This is a genomic window from Enterococcus sp. MMGLQ5-1, from assembly GCF_013155265.1.
GTDB lineage: Bacteria > Bacillota > Bacilli > Lactobacillales > Streptococcaceae > MMGLQ5-1.
Genome location: NZ_JABJXU010000008.1, coordinates 38,809 through 64,129, shown reverse-complemented (window position 1 = coordinate 64,129; position 25,321 = coordinate 38,809). Strand labels below are relative to the sequence as shown.

Genomic DNA, 25,321 nt, shown 5'->3' with positions numbered 1-25,321 from the left:
TTTGAAAAGCGAAATTTAAAATTAAGCTTCGATTTCAGTAACAATACCAGAACCAACAGTACGTCCACCTTCACGGATAGAGAATGTAGTTCCTTTTTCAACGGCGATTGGGTGAATTAATTCAACGTCGATTGTAACGTTATCACCAGGCATTACCATTTCAACGTCAGCTGGCAATTGGATATTACCAGTTACGTCAGTTGTACGGAAGTAGAACTGAGGACGGTAGTTTGTGAAGAATGGTGTATGACGTCCACCTTCTTCTTTTGATAATACGTAGATTTCACCTTTAAATTTAGTATGAGGTGTAATTGAACCTGGTTTCGCAATAACTTGACCACGTTGGATTTCATCACGTTGGATACCACGTAAAAGAATCCCTACGTTATCCCCTGCTTCACCGTAATCCAAAGTTTTACGGAACATTTCAATTCCTGTAACGACAGCTTTACGTGTTTCAGGTGCAATACCAACGATTTCAATTTCATCATTCGTTTTAACTTGACCACGGTCAATACGTCCTGAAGCAACAGTACCACGACCAGTGATTGAGAATACATCTTCGACTGGCATTAATAATGGTTTGTCAGTATCACGTTCTGGAGTTGGGATATACTCATCAACAGTATCCATTAATTCCATAACCTTATCAACCCATTGTTGTTCACCATTAAGTGCACCAAGAGCTGAACCAGCAATAACTGGTGTATCGTCGCCTGGGAAATCGTATTCAGATAATAAATCACGAACTTCCATTTCAACTAATTCTAATAATTCTTCGTCGTCTACTAAGTCAACCTTGTTTAAGAAAACAATAAGGTATTTAACACCTACTTGACGAGATAAAAGGATATGTTCACGTGTTTGTGGCATAGGACCATCTGTAGCAGATACTACTAAGATTGCACCGTCCATTTGAGCCGCACCAGTGATCATGTTTTTAACGTAGTCCGCGTGACCTGGGGCATCGATATGCGCATAGTGACGTTTAGCTGTTTCATATTCAACGTGAGCTGTATTGATTGTAATACCGCGTTCGCGTTCTTCTGGTGCAGCATCGATAGAAGCAAAGTCAGTTGCTTGTTTACCTTGTGCATCAGCTAATACTTTAGAGATTGCAGCTGTTAACGTAGTTTTACCATGGTCAACGTGTCCGATAGTACCAATATTAACGTGTGGTTTACTGCGATCATATTTTTCTTTTGCCATTTTGTAAAAAACCTCCTGTGGTTAAAAAAATAGTAGTTGAGATTAGTTTTACCGCATAAAAGGTCATTATCTCTAATCTTCACTTTTTCTATTATAACTTAATTTTCCAAATGTTCAACCTTAAACCCTTAAAAACTTTGATAATTTTAGCTATTTTCTGTATTTTCATATGAATAACTCAAAACATTAGACTTTTTTCTAAGCCTCGTTATTAATTACTAGCTTCTTTTACCAAATAAATATCAATACCAACTTTAGTATCACACATTACAATATTTTTAGGGGATTTCAAAAGCAGGTAAGTAAACCAAAAATCGCCAATACAACCACTACCATGAAGTGCAGCAATTGAGATATAAAAAAGTGGTGTCATAATCTGTAAAAAAAACAAAAGACTATATAAAACCGTCAAAATTGTAAAGGGTGCCATTAAAATTAGGATTGCTTGGATTTTGGAATAATAAGAATCAACACTTGAAGCATAAAGCATACCACTTTTGAAACCAAATTTCAGCTTGCCTTGTGGATTAAATATTTTAAAAAATAAACCATGGATTAATTCGTGAATAATTAAGCTAATAATCAAGAACATCGCAAACGCGAAAAAATTCATGAATGAAATATTACTATTCTCTACAAATAGCATTCGTGTTAAATCTACAATTAATTTAAAGATAAATACAAATATGATTAATAAAGGAATTGTCAGTAAGTTGAGATAAATGACCGTCCTCCGATTTTCCAAAATATCAACACGTTTGATAAGCTGTAAATGTTTAGTATTCTTCATCGTCTGCATCACCTTTTAAATCGATTATCACAATTCGTTTATTCCAATCAAGATATTGAACAAAGTAACAAATAATACCTAAAATAATTGTTTGAATCACCATGAATATAATCGGAATTGAGATGGTCATCACTGCAATCATACCAAGAATAAAAGCAGCTATCATGCCAGAAAATCCAGTCACCAAACTTAACCCTAATAATGATTTTTTGACGCGAAGATATTCGTTTTTATCAGTAACTTCAATTACTTTTATTTCCTTTTTAATTTTCACTTCAACATAAAAACCAATTAATAAGACAGAGATACCTAAAAAAATAGAGGAGAATGGAAATATGAGACCGTCAGACTGTCCAATATTCGCAATAATTGTATTTAGTATTGCAACGATAGACATTACCATCATTGATAAACAATATCCGATTGTCGCTCTAAAATAAATTTCATACGCTTGTCTTTCATCCAAATCAGTGATGATACCCAGACTCATTTTTACAAAATTATTTTCCCATTTTTTCATAATCATCATTCCTTTTTATCAATTTGCCAAAATAGAGTATTTAAATCTGTCTCTAACGCGTGCGCAATATTGAGACAAAGTTGCAATGTCGGATTATACTTGTCATTTTCAATCATATTAATTGTTTGACGAGTAACGCCAACCAGCTTGGCCAAGGCTTGTTGAGAGAGGCCCAGCTGCATCCGGTAAAGCTTGACACGATTTATTTCGGTCATCTATTCAACACTCCCATTTTTTATTTTTGTCTTATATAATAGATAAATGTCATTTATATTTGACATAAATATTATATATTTTACTTTTTAACTTGTCAATCATAAAAATATAGGCTTCAGTATATAATAATGAGATAAAAAGGTATGGATTTCCAGAAGTTAGAACAAAATCAAACTTTTGGAAATCCATACCAAATTATCTCAGTTACTATTTTTTATAATATAGTTAATAATTTTTATAGCTCGTTGAGCTCTATCAATAAGTCACCGGCGGTAATCGCTTCGCCTTCTTCGACGTGAATAGCGACGATTTCAGCATCTCGTCGAAAGAAACTACATTTGCGTCAGACTTCGGCTGACTATCATTTCGTTTTTTCTCCTCTCCCAAAAAATGTAAACATTTTTCGGGGCCCTACATTTCGATGCTTATAGCTCGTTGAGCTCTATCAATAAGTCACCGGCGGTAATCGCTTCGCCTTCTTCGACGTGAATAGCGACGATTTCAGCATCGAAATGGGCTTCAATCGTTGTTTCCATCTTCATCGCTTCTGTCACCATTAAGGCTTGTCCCTTACGGACCTTATCACCTTTTTTAACATTGATTTGAAGCACTGAACCGGGCATTGTTGCACCGATTTGTTCTCGATTAGTTGGCTCTGCCTTGCGTTTAGCCACCACGCTTGATTTAACATTATTGTCTTTGACCACAATTTCTCGACGCTGACCATTTAAGTTAAAGAATAATACACGATTACCTTCTAAGTCTGGTTCACCAATTTCATCAAGTCGAATAATTAAGTTTTTACCTGATTCAATCTCGACTTCAACTGTTTCACCAAGGCGAATACCTTTAAAGAAGGTTGGGGTATCCAATAGAGTTACTGTGCCGTATTGCTCTTGCATTTTCGTATAGTCTAAGAAGACTTGTGGATACATTAAATAGCTTAAGACTTCGGCCTGACTTGGCGCATAACCAATTTTTTCTTTTAAGGCTTCAGCAACCTCATCAAAATTAACAGGTGTCGCAAATTTACCAGGACGATCATCTAATGGTGCCTTACCCTTAAGAATAATCTCTTGTAATTTTTTAGGGAAGCCACCAACAGGCTGCCCTAAATCACCTCTAAAGAAGCTAATAACTGACTCTGGGAAACTTAAGCTTGCTCCCTTATCATAAATATCCTGCTCAGTCAGATTATTCTGTACCATGAAGAGCGCCATATCACCAACCACTTTAGAAGAAGGTGTTACCTTAATAATGTCACCAAACATCATATTTACAGTATGGTACATTTCTTTGATTTCGTCGAATTGATGACCTAAGCCAACGGCTTTAGCCTGCTGCTGTAGATTAGAATACTGCCCACCTGGCATTTCATGTAGATAAACCTCAGTTGAGGGACTTGTCAAGCCGTTATCGAATGGACGGTAATATTGACGGACATCTTCCCAGTAATGATTGATTTTTTGCACATTCTTCATGTCAATCTCTGGTGCACGACCACCATTTAATAAGGCATAATAAAGGCTACCCAAGCTTGGTTGACTTGTGCCACTACTCATCGCACCCATTGCCACATCAACAATGTCAACACCAGCCTTGACTGCTGCAGAATAAGTGATAATACCGTTACCCGCAGTATCATGCGTATGTAAGTGAATTGGCACATCAACCGCTTCTTTTAATTCACTGATTAGGCGATAGGCTGCTTGAGGTTTCAATAAACCAGCCATATCCTTAATTGCAATCATATGTGCGCCTGTTTTTTCTAATTCCTTAGCCAATTCTTTATAGTAAGAAATTGAATATTTTGGACGGCTTGGGTCTAAAATATCACCAGTGTAACAAATAGTCGCTTCAGCGATTTTACCTGTATCCCGAACCGCTTGAATCGATTTCTCCATTTGTGGCACCCAGTTCAAGCTATCAAAAATACGGAAAACATCAATTCCCTGCTTTGCAGACTCCTTAATGAAGGCTTCAAGCACATTATCAGGATAATTCTGATAGCCAACTGCATTTGACCCTCTAAATAGCATTTGGAAAAGCGTATTCGGCATCAATTTTCTTAATACACGTAATCTTTCCCAAGGATCTTCACTTAAGAAACGGTAGGCAACGTCAAAGGTAGCACCACCCCACATTTCAGATGAGAATAATTCTGGGATACCTTCGCCAGTCACCTTAGCAATTTTCTTAAATTCGTTAGTACGAACACGCGTTGCAAGTAAGCTTTGATGTGCATCACGGAAAGTCGTGTCCGTTAAAAGCACATTTTTCTGATCCTTTACAAAATCAACAACTGCCTCAGCGCCAGCCTCATCTAAAACATTCTTAGCTGTTTCAATTTTTTTAATATTTAAATCATTGGGAATTCTAGGCTCTGCATAATGCTTCTTGGTTCTATTTTCAATCCCCGGGAAGCCGTTGACTGTGATATTTCCAATGTATTTCATTGTCTTATTACCACGATCACGTACTCTAGAAAATTTAAATAGACTTGGTGTTTGATCGATAAAGGTCGTCTTAGCATCACCAGAAACAAATTCTGGCGATTGAATCACATTTTGTAAAAATGGAATATTCGTTTTAACACCACGAATTCTGAATTCACGTAAACAGCGCTCCATAATTTTGATTGCTTCTTTAAATGTTTTGGCATGTGTAATAACCTTTACAAGTAATGAATCAAAGAATGGTGTTACCTCATAGCCTGAATAGGCATTACCAACATCCAAGCGAACGCCAAAGCCTCCTGGAGAGCGGTAAGTATCAATTTTACCAGTATCCGGTAAGAAATTATTTTGTGGATCCTCCGTCGTAATTCGACACTGGATAGCCGCACCAAGTAATGGAATCTTACTCTGTTCAGGAATTTCAATATCCTGATGCAAATCCTTGCCTTCGGCAATTAGGATTTGTGCGGTTACAATATCTACTCCTGTAATCATTTCAGTAATGGTATGCTCAACCTGAACGCGTGGATTCACTTCAATAAAATAAAAATTATCCCCTTCAACTAAAAATTCAACAGTTCCAGCATTGACATAACCAACGTGTTTCATTAGCTGAACAGCTGCATCACAAATTTGATGGCGTAGCTTTTCACCTAAAGAGATACTAGGGGCAACCTCGACCACCTTTTGGTGACGACGTTGTACCGAGCAATCACGCTCATATAAATGAACAACATTACCATGCTTATCACCTAATATTTGGACTTCAATATGCTTTGGATTACTGATATATTTTTCAGCGTAGACCTCATCATTACCAAATGCCGACTTTGCTTCACTTTTGGCACGAGCGTAGCCATCACGTGCTTCGTCTTCATTGTGCGCCACACGCATACCACGACCGCCACCACCTAAGGCTGCTTTAATCATAATCGGGTAGCCATAGGTACTACCAAATGCTAAAACCTCTTCAACACTTTCAACTGGTCCATCTGTCCCTGGGATCGATTGCACACCTGCGTCAACCGATGCCTCCTTAGCCTTAATTTTATCACCAAAGATATCTAAATGATGCAGACTTGGTCCAATAAAAATAAGACCTTCCTCGTCAACTCTTCTTGCAAAATCAATATTTTCTGAAAGGAGCCCGTAACCTGGATGGATTGCTTCGGCACCCGAATCCTTAGCAACTTGGATAATAGACTCAATATCCAAATAAGCATCAATCGGTTTTTTGCCTTCACCAATCAAATAAGCTTCATCCGCTTTAAAACGATGAACTGAATACTCATCTTCTTGGGCATAAACAGCGACCGTCTTAATACCTAACTCACTACATGCTCTAAATACTCGAATTGCGATTTCGCCACGATTGGCGACTAAAACTTTTTTCATCAAGTGTACTCCTCCACAGCATTTAATATTTAAGGGTAATCGTAATAGTAAATATAAAACTAAATTTAAATTAACACAAACAATAAACTCTGTTTTTGATGTTTTATTTATCAAAAATAATTTACTACATTAATTAATAACTAAAAATTTTATAAAAATTACGATTAATTAATTATAAGCAATCCAATCTTGAACGTCGTCAACTCAGGCTGATATAATCATTAATTTCATTGCTTTTTCTATTTTATCAAACTTATTATGAAAATGTTTAAATTTTCCGAAAATTTAGCGAAAAAAAAAATGGGCTGTTCGTTTTTAACAGTCTGCAATGTATAATTAATAATTTAAAATTAATCTGCTTCTGTATTTCAAAAGACAGCTGATGTAATTACTACATCAGCTGTCTTTTATAATTAATATTCATTATTAATATAACCACTATTATAGAGAATTCTCTCTTTCTTTTCGCTAGCCGATATATTTAAAACAAAAGCGACTGCGACCCCCAGAACCAGTAGATTATTTCCACCCTGTGACAGAAATGGGAAGGTAACACCTGTACTTGGAATTAAGCCAGAAATACCACCCAAATTAATAAATAGCTGAATCAGGAACATCCCGCCAATACCAATTGCCATCATCGAATTGAACGGATCGTAGCTTCTGATACCGACTTGAATAATTCTTAATATCAGAAAAATCAGAATAACTAAGATTAATATGCCACCTAATAAGCCCAGCTCCTCAATTACAATGGAAAAAATAAAGTCTGTGTGCGCCTCCGGTAAATAGCCTTTTTTCTCAATGCTATTTCCTAAGCCGCGACCAAACCAACCGCCATTATTAATCGCATAATAGGAATTGGCGAGCTGCAGCCCATCTCCTTGTAAATCCTTAAAGGGATTAGTAAAGGCATTAAATCGTGCATAGATATATCTTGGGATAAACTTACCATTAGTAATTTCAACAAATTTAATGAAAAAGATACTAAAAACAACGGCAATTCCTGTAGTAAAGTAAGCCCAGCGATAATTAATGCCGCTAGCAAAAACCATTACTAATGTAATTAGGATTAAAATAACTGCATTACCCATATCTGGTTGAATCGCAACCAGTAAAATCATAATACTGGTTAAAACACGCCAATCAGTTAGTTTTAATTTGCCCTTCGTCAACGCAAACATGCCATCATACGCAATATTTTCCTGACGACGAGAAAAAACAAAGGCTAAAAACCATATTAGGATGATTTTCAAATATTCTGCTGGCTGAATGCTGAAGCTTCCGATATATAGCCAGCCAGCTGCACCATTCGTAACCTCTGCAAATAAGCGTGTTAATACTAAGAGAACGCCCTCAACTAGCATTACAATTAACATGACAACTTCATTTTTTAAGAAGGTTAGCTTTAAGCGGTAAACAATAAAAATTAGAAAAAGACTCACAATCCAAAAAAGTGACTGCTTAATGACCGAAGACATTGAATTGGCGCCAACTTCAATCAAATTTGAGCCTGTTGATGAATAAACCATAATCAAACCAATCAAAGAAAGCACAAAATAAGGTACTAAAATAGAATAGTCTAACAAATGTATTTTTTTGATTTTTGAGCTAGGCATTAATCTTCGTACTCCTCATAAATATCATTATACATTTGATTAAGCTGTCTTTCTAATTCAGCCATTAGCTGTTGGCCTTCAGTGCGGGATAGTAGGTTTAGACGTACCGCAAAATCAACCTCCTTTGAAAAACCATACATATGGGTATCTAAAACTTCCTCAAATGCTTTGCATTGTGCAATACAATTAACATTATTTTTATTTTCAATAATTTGTTTAATTTTCTCTGCATCCTGAAAAAGCACTTCGCGAGCTTCAGCCTGATTTAATATTGCCATTATTATAATCCTCCCACTTGATAAAATTACCATATCAAAGGATATCTCATTTTTATCAGTTAATTAATAATTTGTAAATGCTTTAAATGACTTCAATTATACCACATTTCCCACATATAAGATGATTTTTTTAAAAATTAAAGGTTAAATTAAGCTAATTATTTTATACCTCTTGGTGAACGGTCACTTTTCGTTCGTTCGGACAATATTTATTTGTAACTATTTTTTCTTGATTATTTGCTTTATTTTTTGAGCTAATATAATTCACTCGACCACAGCTTGTACATTTCAAATTAATTTTAACCCGCATCAGCTATTAATTTCCCTCTGTTTTAAACGTTTCCCAAAATTGATTATAATTAAGATTACATTAAATAATAAAATAATTGAAGTAGCTATAAAGACACTTGCATAGCCGAAATAGCCTGAAACAATGGAGCCGACTAGCGGCCCCATCACCTGACCAAAATTAGTAAACATTTGGTTATAACTAAAGATACGACTAATCCCGCTTTCTGGTACAATCTTAGTTAAAATTGCATTGACGCTTGGCATTAATGCGCCAGTTCCAAACCCCAATAAAAAGCGTAAGAAGCCTAACTGAAAAGGCGTTTTAACAAAAGCCATCGGCAAAAAGACTAAAAGGCAGAAAACCAAGCCCGCTACTAATAAACGATGGTTACCATATTTGTCACCTAGTCTACCTAAAAAGGGTGATGAAATCATTGCTGAAACACCGACTAGGGAAACAATTAAGCCACTTATAAATAGGATATTTGCTGGATTACCAGAAAGCTCACGAATATAAAGCGTCAAAATTGGTGCGATACTTTGAACGGCAACTTGGATAATTAAACTTGTTATAAATAAAGAAAAAAGTATATTTTTATGTTTGATTTGCTTAAAAATGGCTTTTGTAGACTGTAATTCACTACGTTTAATTGGTTCAAAATCTTCTTGAACCTTAAAAATTGTAAGTAAAAGGACAAGTAATAGCATAAAGCCAGTTATTATAAATACATTTTCAATACCAAAGGTCTGTGCCAAAACACCACCAAGCAATGGGCCTAACAAGGTCCCTCCGACTAAACCAGTAGATAAAGTGCCAAGCGCATAGCCAGACCTCTCCTTAGGCGTCTGCGAGGCAATCAAGGCAGTTGCATTAGGTATGTAGCCCGCAAACAATCCATTCAGTAAGCGCAAAATCAAAAGCCAAGTGACATTCGGAACAAAGGCTAAGCCGCCCATCGTAAAGGTCATAACAAAGCTGGCTCGAATCATCATTAGCTTGCGTCCTTTTTGGTCAGCCAGTCTACCCCAAATTGGCGCAACCAAGCCTGAGGCTAAGGCTGAAATACTAATTGCTAGGCCTGAGTATAATTCTACCCTATCCTTTGGCACACCCAGCTTTTCAATATAAATCGGCATAAATGGCATCACCAAACTAAAGCTTGCACCTGTGAAAAAGGTGCCAATCCATGCAATCCATAAATTTTGTTTCCAATTTACTTCAATTAATACGCCTCCAATCTTTCTAATTCAGCCATAACAGCTGATCTGGTTTCGGTCAGTGATTTTGAATTATCAATCACTACATCTGCTAATGTTGCCTTTACTTCAATCGGAAGCTGTGAAGCGATTCTTTGCTTGGCCTTGAAATCAGCTAAATGATCACGCCGCATCAGGCGTTCCAACTGAATCGACTCTGGTAAATAAACAACCCAAATCTCTTTAAATAAATCCTGATAGCTTTGCTCATATAAAAGTGGAATATCAACAAAGACCAAGTCTTCGCTTTGATGCTTAGCAATTTGATTGCTGATTTCAGAACGGATTAGCGGATCAAGTAATTCGTCCAATTTTTTACGTTCAGCAGCGTCACTAAAAATAATACTGCCCAGTTCGGTGCGATCCAATGCCCCAGCTTCTGTCAAAACACCAGTACCCCATTGCCCAACAATTAATTCTAGCGCTTGACCACCCTTTTGCTGCATTTCAAAAACTATTTGATCCGCATCAATAACCGGATAGTATTCAGCTATAATTTGAGCAACTGTTGACTTACCAGTAGCGATGCCACCTGTTAAACCGACACAATAAACCATAAGACCTCCGTTCATCTGTCAAATATAATCATAGAAATTACTAGGCCTTCAGTTGTTGGCAATGCGGACAAAAATGTGTCCCTCTGCCACCAAGTTTGATTTTTTCAATTGGCGTGCCGCAACGATGACAAGGTAAGCCTGTTCGACCATAAACATTTAATTGCTGCTGAAATTTTCCAGCCTCTCCGAGCGCGTTCTTATAGGTCCGAATCGTTGATCCGCCCATTTCAACAGCAAGAGCTAAAACAGAAATGATTGCATGGTGTAGCTTTTGATATTGCTTATTCGTTAAATGACTAGCTTCAAGCTTAGGATGAAGCTGAGCCTGCCATAAGCTTTCATCCACATAGATATTACCCAGCCCAACTACAACGTTTTGCGCTAGTAAAACAGGCTTTAAAAGACCACGAGACTTTTTTAAAGCATGGCTAAAGTAGCTCAAGGTAAACGCTTCACCTAAAGGCTCAGGTCCGAGCTTTCTCAGATTGGGTTGCTTTAGCGCCATACCCTTATTAACCAATTGTAATCGACCGAATTTTCGGACATCATTATAAACTAGACTTGTACCATCAGTAAAATGAAAGAATACATGATTATGCTTATTTGCTGGGATTTCAGCACGATAATAATCATATTTACCTTCCATTCTCAAATGACTGATCAGCTGGTAGTCAGTTAAATTAATAATTAAAAACTTGCCTCTTCGAGCAACTGATTCAATTTGTTGATTAATTAACATTTCTTTAAATAGAACGGTATCGCCAAGGATTAGGTTATCCCATAAAACCTCAATTGATTGAATGGTTTTATGATGAACTAACTGATTAAGTCCTTCTTTGACTGCTTCAACCTCTGGTAATTCAGGCATTAATAACCTCCTCTTTTTCTGTATCTAGCTAATTAGCTGCTGAACTATCGCCAGCAGCTCAGCTGAGGCCTGAGGATGTCCCTCTGACAAGCAGGCCTCTGACATTTTTTGATATTCATCTTCATCACTTAACACCTGATTAATCAAATCAATTAGGCTACGCCCTGTTAATTCGCTATCCTTAATCATTTTAACAGCGCCAGCCTTCACCAAGCTTTCCGCATTTTTTGTTTGATGATCTGCTGTTACATATGGGCTAGGAATCAAGATGGCAGGCAAGCCTAAGCTTGTAAATTCGGCAATCGTTGTAGCGCCGGCACGACCTACTAACAGACTGGCACTTGCTAAAACATCTAGCATATCGTCAATATAAGGTACAATTTTAACATTACTCAATTGATTTGCCCGTTCGAAATCAGCTTTAAACTCATCAAAATAGCGCTCTCCTGAAGCATACAGCAATTGATAATCAAAGCGATCAAGCTCTGGAATGGCAGCGACAATTGCTTGATTAATTTTCAATGCACCTCTGGAGCCACCGAAAACAACAACCGTTTTACGACTGGCATCAAGTCCATAATTTTCAAGTACCTTTGTTTTTGGCGTTTCGGCCACATCCTGAGCACGAGGATTTCCAGTTAAAATAACCTTTTCCTTTGGAAACGCTACTGCTGCCTCTTTAAAGCTAATCGCAATTCGACTGACGTATCGGCTCAAGAATTTATTGGTAACTCCAACGACACTATTTTGCTCATGAATGATAGTTGGAATTCTTAATTTAGCTGCTGAATAAACCATTGGCGCAGATACGTAGCCACCTGTCCCAATCACAACATCAGGCTTAAATTCTTGAATGATTTTTTTAGCATGATGAAGACTTTTTAAAAAAAGATATACTGTCTTTAAATTTTCTGGGCTAAGAGATCGGCGAAAGCCTTGAATTTCAATTTTTTTAAATGGAATGCCGGCCTTAGGCACTATCTTTTGCTCCAATCCCTTGTCGGTACCCACATATAAAAATACCGTATCAGGATATGTTTTTTTTACATAGTTAATAAATGCAAGTGCTGGATAGATATGTCCACCAGTTCCACCACCCGTAACTAAAATTCGCATATTAATCAATTCCTTTTCTAAAAAGCTCGAGAACTTTCCGCCTAGGCCTAAAAGCAAGGCTGCCTTAGGGCTGCCCATGCTGGCAAAGCTAAATTCTGATGCTGACTTACTTTATACTATAATACTTCCGCTTGCTCTTTATACTTTTCAAAAAGACTAATAAATTCCTCACCTCGAATTTCAAAGGTTTTATACTGATCCCAGCTTGCATTAGCAGGTGATAATAAGATTGTATCCTCAGGTTGAGCTAAGCTGTAAGCATAATCAGTCGCCTCAGTTAAACTAGCAAATTGCTTGACCTGTGAAATACCAGCCTTCTTAGCTGCTTCAGCTAGTTTTTCCTTTGTTTCTCCAAAAACAAATAGACCTTTTAAGCCTCGAATTGCCTCGACTAGCTCATCAAACGAATTCCCTCGATCTAAGCCACCAGCTAATAAAAATACTTTTTCATTATTAAAGCCGCTTAGAGCACGTTCTGTTGCCAAAATATTTGTTGCCTTAGAGTCATTATAAAAACGAATGCCCCTGACTTGTCCCAAGTATTGCGTCCGATGCTTAACCCCACTAAACGTAGAGAGCGTTCTTTTAATCTCTGCATTATCAATACCGATTAGCTTGGCGACAGCAATAGCAGCAAGGGCATTCTCAATATTATGCTGTCCAGGTACACCTAAATCATTTGCTGGCATAATTTTTTCAGCCTTATAAAATAAATTACCAGCCTCAAGATAGGCACCTTCTACACGTTCCACGGTTGAAAACGGAATCACCTGAGCTTGCGCTTTTTCAGCCAGCTGACGCAATTCTGCCTGATTATAATTAATTACTAAAAAATCATCTGAATCTTGATTTTCCTGAATACGCCATTTCGCTGCTACATAGGCTTCGCGCGTACCGTGATAATCTAGATGAGCAGAAAAGATATTGGTAATCACTGCAATATTAGGTCTAAATTTTTGGATACCCATTAATTGAAAGCTCGATAATTCAGTTACCATATATTCGTCTGATTTAACGTTTTCAGCAACAATACTTGCTGGGAAACCAATATTACCGGCAAGCGCTCCAATACGACCACTAGCGTTAATGATCTCGCCAATCATCGTAGTTGTCGTTGTTTTACCATTAGTACCAGTAATTCCGATAATATCGCCCTCACAAACTCGATAGGCAAGCTCAACCTCGGTGATGACTGGCATTTGCTTTTCAATCGCTCGCTTAATCATGGGATTGCTATATGGAATCCCGGGATTTTTGACCATTAAATCAAACGACTCGTCTAATAATTCTAATGGATGAGAGCCTGTAATCACTCGAATACCAAGTGTCATTAAATCCTGCGCCTGTGGATTGTCAGCGAGGGGCTTGCCATCGTTTACTGTTACCAAGGCGCCTAAATCATTTAATAGCTTTGCAGCACCAAACCCGCTTTTAGCGAGACCTAAAACTAATATTTTTTTATTTTTATAATCAGTGATTTGCTTCACAATGACAGCCTCTTTCTTGTTTACTCCATTTAAATTAATTAATAAATTAGTATATCACTAAAATAAAAATCCAGAGCACTCAGCTTAAAAATTAACCAAACTGAGTACCGGATTATTATTATAAATTATTGAACATCATAAATTATTGAACATCGGCAATTCTGAAATGTGTAGCTGACTCTGGAATTAGCGAAAGTAGCAAACACTGTGAACTACTCCGATTGCGATAAGCTAGCTGCTCAGAAGCCATCAGCTCATTTTCCATGAGATTAGTGCCACCATAGCTGGACTTTTTAGTGATGAAGCCTAAGTCAACAAGCTCATCATCTAAGGCTTTCAGTGTAAAAGAATGATGAGAAAACTTTTTAAAAACTTTTTCAGCTTCAAGACTTTTAAAAGTCTTTTCTTTCATAGACTGCTCTGGCGCTACTTCCTTTGATGCCCTTTTAGGTAATTCTAAATCGCCCTGCAGCTGACCAACCAAGATTTCGTATTGAGCTTGGCTAATCATTACACCAGCAACTTTTTCTCGATTAAAAATATAAACACCCGTTTGAGTTTGTTCAGCAATCTTAAATACTTCTGTAGGTGATTTTTTTACATCCGTAATGGATGCCGTCGGTACTTCGAGTTTTTTAAAAGTCATTTTGTATACCCCCATTTCATTCTATCACAAACGCTTACTTTGGAAAATTAAAATCAGCATCTGTGTAATTTTTTTTCGTTCAAATGGACATTCTAGCTGCTCAATAAAAATTTGCTTATCAAATTGAAACTGGCTAAAATTATTTTCGACCTTAGATATTAATAAATCTACTTTATCATCAAAGGGCAGATAAAAAAAATCAAAATTAAAAATTTCGCCATAAATTCGGCTAAATTGATCTATTTCAGACTTTGAGACATACTCCGTAAAACCGATATTAATTTTAGGGTTGATTTTTTCCTGCTCAAAAAGTCGACAATAATGCTTTTGAATTTCAGAAAAGGGCAATTTTAAATGCAGCAATTGCTTACTAGCTTCAAGCCATTGATCTATTCCCTTAATCAATCTATTTTTACAAGTCGTTTGGTGCCCATAAATAAATAGATCAATATGTAACTCATAAAGTGCCTCTTTAAGCTGAGGCCATTGACCTGCAATCGTTTGTGTTAAATTTTCTATTTGACGCGAATGCTGCTTAAACTGAAAAAATTGATAATATTCTCTGAATGCCTCATGCTTTAATAATAATAAAAATAAATACTTCATTTCTTCCAATGATAATTCAAAGCAAATTTGAATTGGCTGTAGCTGCTTTAAAAACTGATTAAAACTGGAATTTTTCTTAAAATACTCTATTGTATGACGCAAATGCTTAATTCGATGCATACACTCTCTTCTTAAAAAAAAATTGCCATCGCTTGCTGATTGACAGTTGGAAAATAATTGACGTTCATTTTAATTTTAATATATTCATAAATTGACTGACTATAGCTATGACGATATTCCATTAAATGAACCTTCATAAAGTCATAAATAAATTTTTGAATACATTCCTCCTTCCCCTTTATGTAACCTCGTTTACAGGTCAGTCGATAGCGTTTTAATTCCTTTTCCAGTTGTAGTAAAAAATCAAAGCCAACAGCGAGGTTACTAGAATCCTGTAATATCATTTGCTTCATATATTCAAAGGCCCTTGAATCATGAATTAATTTTTTTTTTAGAATAATTAACGCAAATTGGTGGTGTACGATAAAATAGACTCTCAAATGTTTGATTTCTAATGAAAATGATTGAATTAAACCTAAAATAATTATTTGCTGCTTAAGTAGCTTAATTTGAGCTCGAACTGTTTTATGACTATAGTCCAAATAATTAGCCAATTTTTCTAAGCTGCTGCTTGAACGATGTGTAAAAAATTCCAAAATTGAGAGCAACTTCAAATTTTCTTTACTACTTGCGAATACTTTCATTACCTTCCCCCTAAAAAATACTTCCCTTTTCTTCAAAAATAATCTAAAAAAATGTTTCCCTTTCCATTTTATTAATCGATTACAACCCTAATCGATTAGCAAATATGATATCATAAAAAATTAAAAAATGACTAGTTGAGTCAGCTCAACCAGTCATTCATATGATCAATAAATTTTTTGCTTTTTAAGCTTAAGCCAACATATTCTCCATAAATTAAATCAATAAAAATTCTAATTTTTTTCTTCATTTCTGGCTTAATTTTTATTTCATTGAGCAACGCTAAATCAACCTTGGCAAAAAGACCTAGAAAATAGAGAATATTCGGATCTTCATTGGCTAAATTGAGACCTTGCTCTTGATGCTTTTGACAAACAACACCCTGTAACGCCCATGAAAAATCAAATGGCTGTGCTATTTTACCACAAATTTGGCAGTGCTCAAAATCAAGATGAATACCGAAGCGTGACAAAATTTGAATTTCAAAAATAAAAGTCACTACCTCCGCATCCATCCCTGCTTCAATTAAGCGGATAGATTCTAATAAGAATGAAAATAAAGCTTGATCGCACAATCGATCTTCAATTGCCATATCAACTAAATTAAGCATATAAGTCACATAGCCTGTTAAAAAAATATCTGATTGAATCTGCCTAAAAAACTTAGTGTCAGAGTGGGTTCTAATAAATGACAAGCCCTGACTATTTAAATTAAGTACAAATTGCGATACCGCCATCGGCTGAATCATATCCTTAGACTGGAAACGGGCGCCATTTCCCCCCTTAACGAAAATCATCTGCTTACCAGCATTAGCAGTAAATATTTTAACTAGCTTATCTTTTTCTTTATAGTCGCGATTATACAAGACAATCCCTAAGGTTTCTATTTCTTTCACATTTCACCTAAATCAGCTTTTCCTTGTGTAGCTGCTCATATTTTTGCTCGCCATCATTTAGCTTATCCCAAATTACAACCTGATGTGCTTTTAACGAACGCTTCACATCGATAATTCTCTGATTGCTTGAGCCTCTAAATTGTAGCATTAAATTCATTTTATCTTTTTCAAAGCGACCATCGACTAAAATATCAATTAGCGAAAGTAATTCTTGCTTGTCGGCCGTTTCTAATTGTAATTCTTCCCAAGTATAACCAGACCAAGACCAAATATCTTTTTCAGGCAATTCTTGTCTGATTCGCTTCACCAAAGGTAAAACGACATCTGTATTTAAAAAAGGCTCGCCACCTAATAAGGTTAACCCCTGAACATAAGGCTCGGCCATATCCTTCATAATCTGAGCCTCAAGCGTGGCATCATAAGGTTTTCCATATCTAAAGCTTTGTGCTGCTACATTATAGCAGCCCTCGCATGCAAAGGGACAGCCTGAAACATATAATGAATTGCGAACGCCTTCACCGTCAACAAAATTAAAAGCCTTATAGTCCGCAATATAATTTTGAGATAAATTCTTACTTTGCCATTCCTGTGGTTTTGGATTACGCATTTAAGCCACCCCTTTATCCTAACTAATACTAATTACTCTCTTAGCTTGAAAAAGGACCGTCGCTTCCAAAAGATAACTAGGAAAGACCATCCAATTTCAAAAAACTACATTTAATTGTTAATTATTAATTACATATTCCCCGTTTTACCAGACATATGCTTCACACGGCTAGAAATTTCCTTATGACGACCATGAACCATTGGTCTCGCCTGAGGATTGCCTAAATAGCCACAGGTTCTCTTTACAACATCTACTGTTTTGGGATCATTATTGCCACAGTTTGGACATTCAAAGCCACGTTCTGTTGGCTTAAAGTCTCCTTCAAAGCCACAGGCATAGCATTTATCTATCGGTGTATTTGTGCCAAGGTAGCCAACCCGATCATAAGCATAATCCCAAACTGCCTCTAAAGCCTTAGGATTTTGTTGTAAAACAGGATACTCACAATAATGAATAAAGCCACCCGAGCAATACTTTGGATAATCCTTTTCAAAATCTAGCTTTTCAAACGGCGTTGGATTTTTTCGAACATCATAGTGGAAGGAATTGGTATAGTATTCCTTATCTGTAATATCCTTAACCAAACCAAATTTTTCAGTATCCAAACGGCAGAAACGATCCGTTAAGGATTCTGAAGGTGTTGAATAGACAGAGAAATGATAGCCATACTCATCGCCCCATTGATCTGCCATTGCTTTCATCAAGCTTAAGATTTCAATCGTAAATTGCTTGGCCTCTGGATTTTGCTCCCATTCACCACCATAAAAGGCAGTTGCGGCTTCATATAAACCAATATAGCCCATTGAAACCGTTGCACGTTTATTTTTAAAGAGTTCATTAACCGACTCAGATTTATTCAAACGTCTGCCAAAGGCACCATATTGATATAAAATGGGCGCATTGGCTGGTGTTGCTTCCTTGCAACGCTCAACACGATAAACTAAAGCATCCTTTAAAACTTCTAAACGCTCATTTAGGATTTTCCAGAATTTTTGCGAATCACCATTCGACTCTAAGGCGATTCTTGGTAAGTTTAGCGTGACAACACCTAAATTCATTCGGCCTGAATTAACCTCTACACCATTACTATCCTTCCAGCCTTGTAAGAAAGAGCGACAGCCCATTGGCACCTTAAAGGAGCCTGTCAATTCGACAATTTTGTCATAGCTTAAAATATCAGGATACATCCGTTTAGTCGCACATTCCAAGGCTAATGCTTTGATATCATAGTTTGGATCAGAAGCTGCCATATTCAAACCACGCTTCAACGTAAAAATTAATTTAGGGAAAATCGCTGTTCGATGTTCGCTACCGAGCCCTTTGATTCTGATTTCTAAAATGGCACGTTGTATTTCACGCTCAAACCACGAAGTACCAAGACCAAAGCCTAATGAAGTAAATGGTGTCTGACCGTTTGAAGTAAATAATGTATTTATTTCATACTCCAAACTTTGCATCGCATCATAGATGTCCTTTTTAGTCTTTGTCCGCGCATAGTCTTCTTGTTTTTCTGGTAAAATCCATTCCTTAGCATCTTCTAAATGCTTTTGATAATTTTTTGCCGCAAAGGGTGCCAATAATTCATCTACTCTATCTGCTGAACAGCCACCATATTGACTAGAGGCTACATTGGCAATAATTTGTGAAATTTGTGCCGTTGCCGTTTGAATGGATTTTGGTGGTTCAACATCAGCGTTTCCAATTTTAAAGCCGTTATTCAGCATCCCCTTAAAGTCGATTAGACAGCAATTTGTCATTGGCGTATATGGATGGTAATCTAAGTCATGATAATGAATTTCACCCTTTTGATGCGCATTTGCTACATGAGGTGGTAACATTTTTAAACCAATTGACTTGCCAACAATCCCTGCCGTTAAATCACGCTGTGTATTAAAAACATCGCTATCCTTATTAGCATTTTCATTGACCACCGCCTGATCCTTAGATATTAATTTACCAATCGTAAAATTAATATCTGTTGCCTTTGAACGTGAAAAATCACGCTTTGTTCGATAATTTATATATTCCTCTGCCAGATCATAATGATTATATTCAAGCAAAACATGCTCAACAATATTTTGAATTTCATAAATTTTGACATTTTTCTCAAAGCGCTCATAAATCTCGGCAACAACTGAATCCGTAATATTCTGAAGCTGCTGATGACGAATTGAATCAACCGACCCAATCGCCGTTTCCAATGCTTTATATAAAGCATCGTAAATTTTAGAGGCATCGAAATCAACTAAACGCCCGTCACGCTTAATTACCTTAATGTCCTTCTCTTCATTTGTTTTTTTTGTTTTCTCTAATATCATCATATCAAAACACTTCTCCCTCTGTTGTACCTCTCTATTCTATAAAATTTCCAAAGAATTTACAATAGGAAATACACTATATATTGTGTTCTAATTTATCAAAACTAAAAAACAAACACTATATATTGATATCAATGCTTTTATTGCTTAATAATGATAACCGCTTCATAAAAATTTAATTACAGATATAATTTAACTAATCACTTATTCATTTATCACAATTTTCCTTTTATTTTTGTTATAATTACAAAAGAGGTGATAGCTATGTTAAATGTAAATTTGCTTGAAAAATTAGTCAATGCCGACGCCATTGCAGGTAATGAAAAAGAAGTTAGAGATATATTCAAAACAGAAGTGATAACTCATTCCGATAATATAATCTATGATGGCCTTGGCTCAATAATTGCACAAAAAGGTAAAAGCGGTAAAAAAATTCTTTTTGCATCTCATATGGATGAGGTTGGATTCATGGTCACCAAAATTACCGAAAAGGGTTTTATAGAGTTTCAAACCATTGGTGGCTGGTGGGCACAGGTTATGCTAGCCCAGCCTGTTAGAATCACAACACGTACAGGGCAAAAAATTAAAGGTGTAACAGGCAGTAAACCGCCACATGTCCTAAGTCCAGAGGTCAGAAACAAGGTTTATGAAATAAAGGATATGTTCATCGATATTGGTGCGTCCTCCAGAAAGGAAGCTGAAGATTGGGGCATTCGTCCTGGTGATATGATTACGCCAGATACAAAATTTGAACGCCTGAATAACAGTAAGCTTTTACTTGCTAAGGCTTGGGACAATCGGATAGGAACCGCAGCTGTTATCGAAGCCTTCAAGCAGCTCAGCCAAGAAAAATTAGAAACACAACTCTTTGTCGGTGGCAATGTCCAAGAAGAAGTCGGACTTCGTGGCGCCACGACTGCGACTCACTTAGTCAATCCTGATATTGCTTTTGCGGTAGATACAGGTACTGCTGGCGATACTCCGGGGATGACTAGCAAGGAGGCTGATAGTATTTTAGGAGCAGGACCACAAATTTTTATTTATGATGCTTCAATGCTACCTCAACGCGAATTACTTAATTTTGTGACTGACTTGGCTGACCAACTAGAAATTCCATATCAGCTAACCGTCATTGCTGGTGGCGGTACTGATGCAGGCAAAATGCATTTGACTAAAAATGGCATTCCAAGTCTTGCCCTTGCCGTACCCGTACGTTATCTACATTCAGCCAACTCAATCATCCACGAGGATGATTATCTAAACCTGATTAAACTAATCGTTGCAATTGGCAAACATCTGAATACCTCAAATATTCATTCAATTTTAAATTATGAATAATAAATAACAAATAAAGCATCCGTTTTTTGAAGAGTAATTCAATTAGCTGATGCTTTTTTGACTCGTGCTGACTAGCAATATTTACATAAGCGCATTAACATGATAATACCCGTGACTCTATAGCCGAAAAGTAATAGTGCTGAAATATATTGATTTTGAAACGATTCAATTAGGACAGAGGTTCGTGAGAAATCGGTTGGAAACTAAAATATAAAATGTGGGAGTACCTATAACCTAATAATTTACTCGAAAAGCACTTGTATTTTTACTAAAGTTAAAACTGATTGCATCGCGAAATGCTCGGCAGTCCAAATAAGCTATAACCCAATAAGACAGCGAAATTGATATTCACTGCCTTAGTATTATGTTTGAATCAATTTTTAAATGGTTCAATTTCAGCTTATTAAAATATTTTGTTAGTGAGTGAACTGTACAAAGACAATTAATTAAAGTAAGAACAGTGTTGTCCGATTATTCAATAGATCTAAATTTTAAAAAAAGAAGTACTTGTTAGAACCGAAAATAATATGCATCTGTTTTATTGACTGATTTTTTATGAAGACGAGAACACTGAGAATAACTATTTTTTTACTAATGCAAAACAATACTCGACTAACAAAAAATCATGCCACCTCATTGAAGAAGTGTACATCTATACAAATTTCTAAACTTTGTTTATATATGTATGACAAAGACAGGGACTTAATCTTGAAAATTATCCTAAAGAGAAAACTTTTTTACTGTTCGCTCCTTTCTCCAACATAGATGCATCAAGCATACGCGACTCTATTTGCAAGTTGTCGGTGATACAATGGGAAAATCTAATCTTATACTTTTACAAATTCGTTATGAAAAAGGCACTCCCAGTGGCAATAGCCGGCGTGCTTGATTTCTATAATCTCACTTTCATAAATCGCTTATATGCTTTTATAACTAATGTTACTAGAAATTTTTGATGAATGCTTTGTTGCAATCAATATTACAATCTAGCATATCTTAAAAATTAGTGTTTATAAGAAAAAATATCGAGATAAATATTAATTCACCACCCAACAAATTTGACTGGATGGCGAATTAATTATGGATTTTGAGTTGTCTTTCTTTTCAACAAGCCTTATTATCAATAGAACTAATTAGTTATTATTTTTTCTATTCTTAAAGCCTAAAGCGACTGCTAAGCCTAATATTAATAATCCAACTAAAATTTGAATATTTGTTTGGATTACATTTGTTTGAGGTAGTTTATCTTTTGAATGAGATAATTGTCCGTCATTATTTAATTTTCCAGAAGAATTATCTACTACTGGATTTTTCTTATAAGTAACTGTAAATGCCATATCTTCGGTACTTCCTGTTACATTTTCAATAACAGAAATAAATAATTGATCTGCAGTATAGCCTCCAATGGTTGGTGAATCTACTTGTTTAAAAGTAGCCTCACTTAATGAAAGCCAATCACCATAAGTATTTAAACCTGTAACATTATCAGTATAAACTGCTCGTTTAAAATCTAAGTTCGCTTTGTAATCATCCAATGCCTGACTACCATCTGAATAAATATAATGAATTATTTGTGTCACACGATGCGTTTCTTCTGATTGACTAATTGCATGCTTTAGATGAACCGTATAAGATTTTACAACACTGGGTTGATCATAAATAATACCACTCGATGGATAATCATCAGAAACTTTAAGATACCCCTTATCTTGATAGAATTGGATTTTAGTCGCTGTTCGATAGGCATCTGTTGTACCATATAAACCCGATAATTCATCAATTGAAAGTACCTCGCCGGTTGTATCATCGATATAAGTAACCGTTGCCTGCTCAGTATTGGGATGATAAGTAACCGTTTGATCAATATCAGCTGTCGTATTGCTTACATTATCAATTGCTGGCATTTCAGAATTATCTGGGGTATAGCCAGTAATCACCGGTGAAACCACTGAATCAAATGTTGTCGTTCCTTCGACTGATTGCCAATCCGTATAGGTAATTTCACCTGTTGCTTCATCTGTCGTTGCGGTTCTCACAAATGAAATTGTATTGACAAAGTCTTCTGCCGCTTTTGAACCATCCGAATATAGATAATGAATGGTACGGGTTACAGTCTTAGTTTCAACTTGATCGGATGTTTTATGCTCTAAATGAACTTCAAAATTTTGGACAGTTCCTGATTGATTATAGACGACACCATCTGATGGATAGTTATCTGAAACAAATTTATAACCAGCAGCCTTATACGTATCAATTGATGGTTTTGTACGGTATTCATCAGTTGTACCATATGATCCTGATAATTGAGCTGTGGAAAGCACATTACCTGTGGTGTCATCTATATATGAAACAGTCGCATGCTCAATATTGGCAGTATAAATAACTGTCGCTTCCTTGTTAAGAGAATCTCCTGTGATACTCTCTATCGCATTTATTTTAGACGGATTAGGTGTATAGCCAGTAATAGCTGGTGATTCTACTTCTAAAAATACTGTATTGGTTTTAGCCTCCCAATCGCCATAGGTCTTGTTATTAGTAACTAAATCTGTAGTAACTGAACGATTGAAATCAAGTGTAGCGGTATAATCATCAAGCGCTTTGTCACCATTGGCATAATCATAATGAATAGTTTGGGTGATTACTTGACTCTCTGTTTCTATTTTTGTGGCATGTTTTAAGTGTACTTCAAATTTTTGAACGATTCCGGATTGATTATAGACGACACCATCTGATGGATAGTTATCTGAAACAAATTCATAACCATTATTTATATAATTATCAATTGATGGCTTTGTACGATATTCATCAGTTGTACCATAGGGACCAGATAAATTATCCGTTGTAATAATAGTATTAGTTGTATCATCAATATAAGAAACAGTCGCCGATTCCTGATTCACAGTCCATTGGGCATAATAAGTCATACCACCTGCAGGCATAGTGATTGAATCTGGTAGCTTCGTACCACCTGTTTTATCAGTATACCAACCGTTGAACGTGTAGCCATCACGAGTTGCTGATTTGACATCTGTCAAATCAATCGTTGCATCAGTTTTACCAGTGATAGAGGTTTGTTCTGTAGTTCCGCCGTTTGCATCAAACTTAATAGTTTGATTGACCGGTTCCCAAACATAAGTATCAAAATCAATAGACCCATTATAATTATTCATCAAATCAGTAGAATGCCACACATTAGAACCAGCGGGATCAATAGCTGTCCCAGTTCCAATATTTCGCCAATTACCAGTATAATCACTTGTCTTAGTAATTTCTGGCAAATTTGAATTTATACCAAATTTAAAATTTTTCCCAAGAGTAAGTTTAAAAGGTAATGTTCCAGTAAATATGTTTGCCATATTAGTCACTTTTGAGGTATCAAAACTTGAAAGATCTAGATCCGTAAGGTTAGGACAATTATAAAACATTCCTCCCATATTAGTCACTTTTGAGGTATCAAAATTTGAAAGATCTAAACTCGTTAAATTAGTGTCTCTAAACATGGACAACATCGAATAAGTGACACTGGATGTATCAAAGGATGATAAATCTAGGTTTTTAAGAGCCTTACAATAATAAAAAAGTGAGCCCATATTAGTTACTTTAGATGTTTTAAAATTTGAAAGGTCTAGTTGAACCAAACTGCTACAAGCTGCAAACATTGATAGCATACTTGTTACATTTGATGTATCTAATAAATTTAAATTTTCAATATTAGTCACATTTTTTAATCCAAAAAAAAGATATTGAGAATTGCTGGCAGCCTTGACATTACCAGCAAAAACAATTCTATTAATTTGATCAATATAACTTTTCCATGGGGATGCGTTTAGAAGATTATCTGAAAACTGTCCCTCATTTATTGTTAAAGTACCTGTAGAATCAATTTCCCACTTACTAGTCCCAAAGGTACCTGAGGCAACTACTGAATTTGCCAATGTCGCTACCGAGAAGGCTGTACTGCCATCATCACTTGCTGATTCTTCTGTTGAAGAAACACCCCCAGAATCATCATTTGCTAATACTGCAGAACTCGATGAAATGAAAACATTTAATAGGATTAATAAAATGCCTAGAACACTTAAAAAAATTTTTTTCTTTTTCATTGATACATTCTCCTTAAATTTTTTAAAAAAACTACAAAATAATTTTA

The 25,321-nt window shown here is 36.0% G+C and carries 21 protein-coding genes; 1 reads left to right on the top strand and 20 read right to left on the bottom strand.

Going from position 1 to position 25,321, the window contains the following annotated elements; all coding sequences use genetic code 11:
* Positions 1-21: 21 nt before the first annotated feature.
* The 19 genes from tuf to nrdD all read right to left on the bottom strand — a co-directional run bounded on the left by tuf (position 22) and on the right by nrdD (position 19,836).
* Positions 22-1,209 (bottom strand): elongation factor Tu, encoded by a 1,188-nt coding sequence (tuf, locus tag HOY35_RS09150; RefSeq protein WP_172212720.1) that lies wholly within the window; start codon positions 1,207-1,209, stop codon positions 22-24.
* Between the two features lie 211 nt (positions 1,210-1,420).
* Positions 1,421-1,999, bottom strand: a complete 579-nt coding sequence (locus HOY35_RS09145; protein WP_172212721.1) for a DUF3267 domain-containing protein — start codon at positions 1,997-1,999, stop codon at positions 1,421-1,423.
* Positions 1,986-2,519: a hypothetical protein gene (locus tag HOY35_RS09140; protein WP_172212722.1), complete on the bottom strand. Its 534-nt coding sequence runs from the start codon at positions 2,517-2,519 to the stop codon at positions 1,986-1,988. The genes HOY35_RS09145 and HOY35_RS09140 overlap by 14 nt, the downstream gene beginning before the upstream one ends.
* 5 nt (positions 2,520-2,524) lie before the next feature.
* The gene (locus tag HOY35_RS09135) at positions 2,525-2,725 is read right to left on the bottom strand and encodes a helix-turn-helix transcriptional regulator (RefSeq protein ID WP_172212817.1); all 201 of its coding nucleotides are present in this window, start codon (positions 2,723-2,725) and stop codon (positions 2,525-2,527) included.
* A 435-nt stretch (positions 2,726-3,160) separates the two neighbouring features.
* Positions 3,161-6,586: a pyruvate carboxylase gene (locus HOY35_RS09130; protein ID WP_172212723.1), complete on the bottom strand. Its 3,426-nt coding sequence runs from the start codon at positions 6,584-6,586 to the stop codon at positions 3,161-3,163.
* Between the two features lie 413 nt (positions 6,587-6,999).
* On the bottom strand, positions 7,000-8,205 hold the full coding sequence (locus HOY35_RS09125; protein ID WP_172212724.1) for an FtsW/RodA/SpoVE family cell cycle protein: 1,206 nt from the start codon (positions 8,203-8,205) through the stop codon (positions 7,000-7,002).
* Positions 8,205-8,483 carry a DUF1507 family protein gene (locus HOY35_RS09120; RefSeq protein ID WP_172212725.1) on the bottom strand — a complete coding sequence of 93 codons (279 nt, stop codon included), beginning with the start codon at positions 8,481-8,483 and terminating at the stop codon, positions 8,205-8,207. Before HOY35_RS09120 ends, HOY35_RS09125 begins: the two co-directional genes overlap by 1 nt.
* A 163-nt stretch (positions 8,484-8,646) precedes the next feature.
* Positions 8,647-8,793 (bottom strand): 50S ribosomal protein L33, encoded by a 147-nt coding sequence (gene rpmG / locus HOY35_RS09115; RefSeq protein WP_172212726.1) that lies wholly within the window; start codon positions 8,791-8,793, stop codon positions 8,647-8,649.
* The gene (locus HOY35_RS09110; protein ID WP_172212819.1) at positions 8,793-9,998 is read right to left on the bottom strand and encodes a multidrug efflux MFS transporter; all 1,206 of its coding nucleotides are present in this window, start codon (positions 9,996-9,998) and stop codon (positions 8,793-8,795) included. Before HOY35_RS09110 ends, rpmG begins: the two co-directional genes overlap by 1 nt.
* Positions 9,998-10,588 (bottom strand): dephospho-CoA kinase, encoded by a 591-nt coding sequence (coaE, locus tag HOY35_RS09105; RefSeq protein ID WP_172212727.1) that lies wholly within the window; start codon positions 10,586-10,588, stop codon positions 9,998-10,000. Before coaE ends, HOY35_RS09110 begins: the two co-directional genes overlap by 1 nt.
* Before the next feature lie 40 nt (positions 10,589-10,628).
* Positions 10,629-11,456: a DNA-formamidopyrimidine glycosylase gene (gene mutM, locus HOY35_RS09100; protein WP_172212728.1), complete on the bottom strand. Its 828-nt coding sequence runs from the start codon at positions 11,454-11,456 to the stop codon at positions 10,629-10,631.
* 24 nt (positions 11,457-11,480) lie between these two features.
* A complete protein-coding gene (gene murG, locus HOY35_RS09095) occupies positions 11,481-12,572 on the bottom strand; it encodes an undecaprenyldiphospho-muramoylpentapeptide beta-N-acetylglucosaminyltransferase (protein ID WP_172212729.1) in 1,092 nt (363 codons plus the stop codon).
* 116 nt (positions 12,573-12,688) lie between these two features.
* Positions 12,689-14,059, bottom strand: a complete 1,371-nt coding sequence (gene murD / locus HOY35_RS09090) for a UDP-N-acetylmuramoyl-L-alanine--D-glutamate ligase (protein ID WP_172212730.1) — start codon at positions 14,057-14,059, stop codon at positions 12,689-12,691.
* A 142-nt stretch (positions 14,060-14,201) separates the two neighbouring features.
* Complete coding sequence (locus HOY35_RS09085) at positions 14,202-14,705, bottom strand: type II toxin-antitoxin system Phd/YefM family antitoxin (RefSeq protein WP_172212732.1); 504 nt, start codon at positions 14,703-14,705, stop codon at positions 14,202-14,204.
* Positions 14,706-14,729: 24 nt separating this feature from the next.
* Positions 14,730-15,431 carry a hypothetical protein gene (locus HOY35_RS09080; RefSeq protein ID WP_172212734.1) on the bottom strand — a complete coding sequence of 234 codons (702 nt, stop codon included), beginning with the start codon at positions 15,429-15,431 and terminating at the stop codon, positions 14,730-14,732.
* Between the two features lie 11 nt (positions 15,432-15,442).
* Positions 15,443-16,015 (bottom strand): HTH domain-containing protein, encoded by a 573-nt coding sequence (locus tag HOY35_RS09075; RefSeq protein WP_172212736.1) that lies wholly within the window; start codon positions 16,013-16,015, stop codon positions 15,443-15,445.
* Between the two features lie 140 nt (positions 16,016-16,155).
* A complete protein-coding gene (recO, locus tag HOY35_RS09070; RefSeq protein WP_172212738.1) occupies positions 16,156-16,908 on the bottom strand; it encodes a DNA repair protein RecO in 753 nt (250 codons plus the stop codon).
* 7 nt (positions 16,909-16,915) lie between these two features.
* Positions 16,916-17,515, bottom strand: a complete 600-nt coding sequence (nrdG, locus tag HOY35_RS09065; RefSeq protein WP_172212740.1) for an anaerobic ribonucleoside-triphosphate reductase activating protein — start codon at positions 17,513-17,515, stop codon at positions 16,916-16,918.
* 128 nt (positions 17,516-17,643) lie between these two features.
* Positions 17,644-19,836: an anaerobic ribonucleoside-triphosphate reductase gene (gene nrdD / locus HOY35_RS09060; RefSeq protein WP_172212742.1), complete on the bottom strand. Its 2,193-nt coding sequence runs from the start codon at positions 19,834-19,836 to the stop codon at positions 17,644-17,646.
* Positions 19,837-20,097: 261 nt separating this feature from the next.
* Between nrdD and HOY35_RS09055 the strand changes: the two genes are divergently transcribed.
* Positions 20,098-21,171, top strand: a complete 1,074-nt coding sequence (locus HOY35_RS09055; RefSeq protein WP_172212744.1) for a M42 family metallopeptidase — start codon at positions 20,098-20,100, stop codon at positions 21,169-21,171.
* A gap of 1,133 nt (positions 21,172-22,304) precedes the next feature.
* Here the strand turns inward: HOY35_RS09055 and HOY35_RS09050 are convergent.
* Complete coding sequence (locus tag HOY35_RS09050) at positions 22,305-25,274, bottom strand: BspA family leucine-rich repeat surface protein (protein WP_172212746.1); 2,970 nt, start codon at positions 25,272-25,274, stop codon at positions 22,305-22,307.
* Positions 25,275-25,321 lie beyond the last annotated feature (47 nt).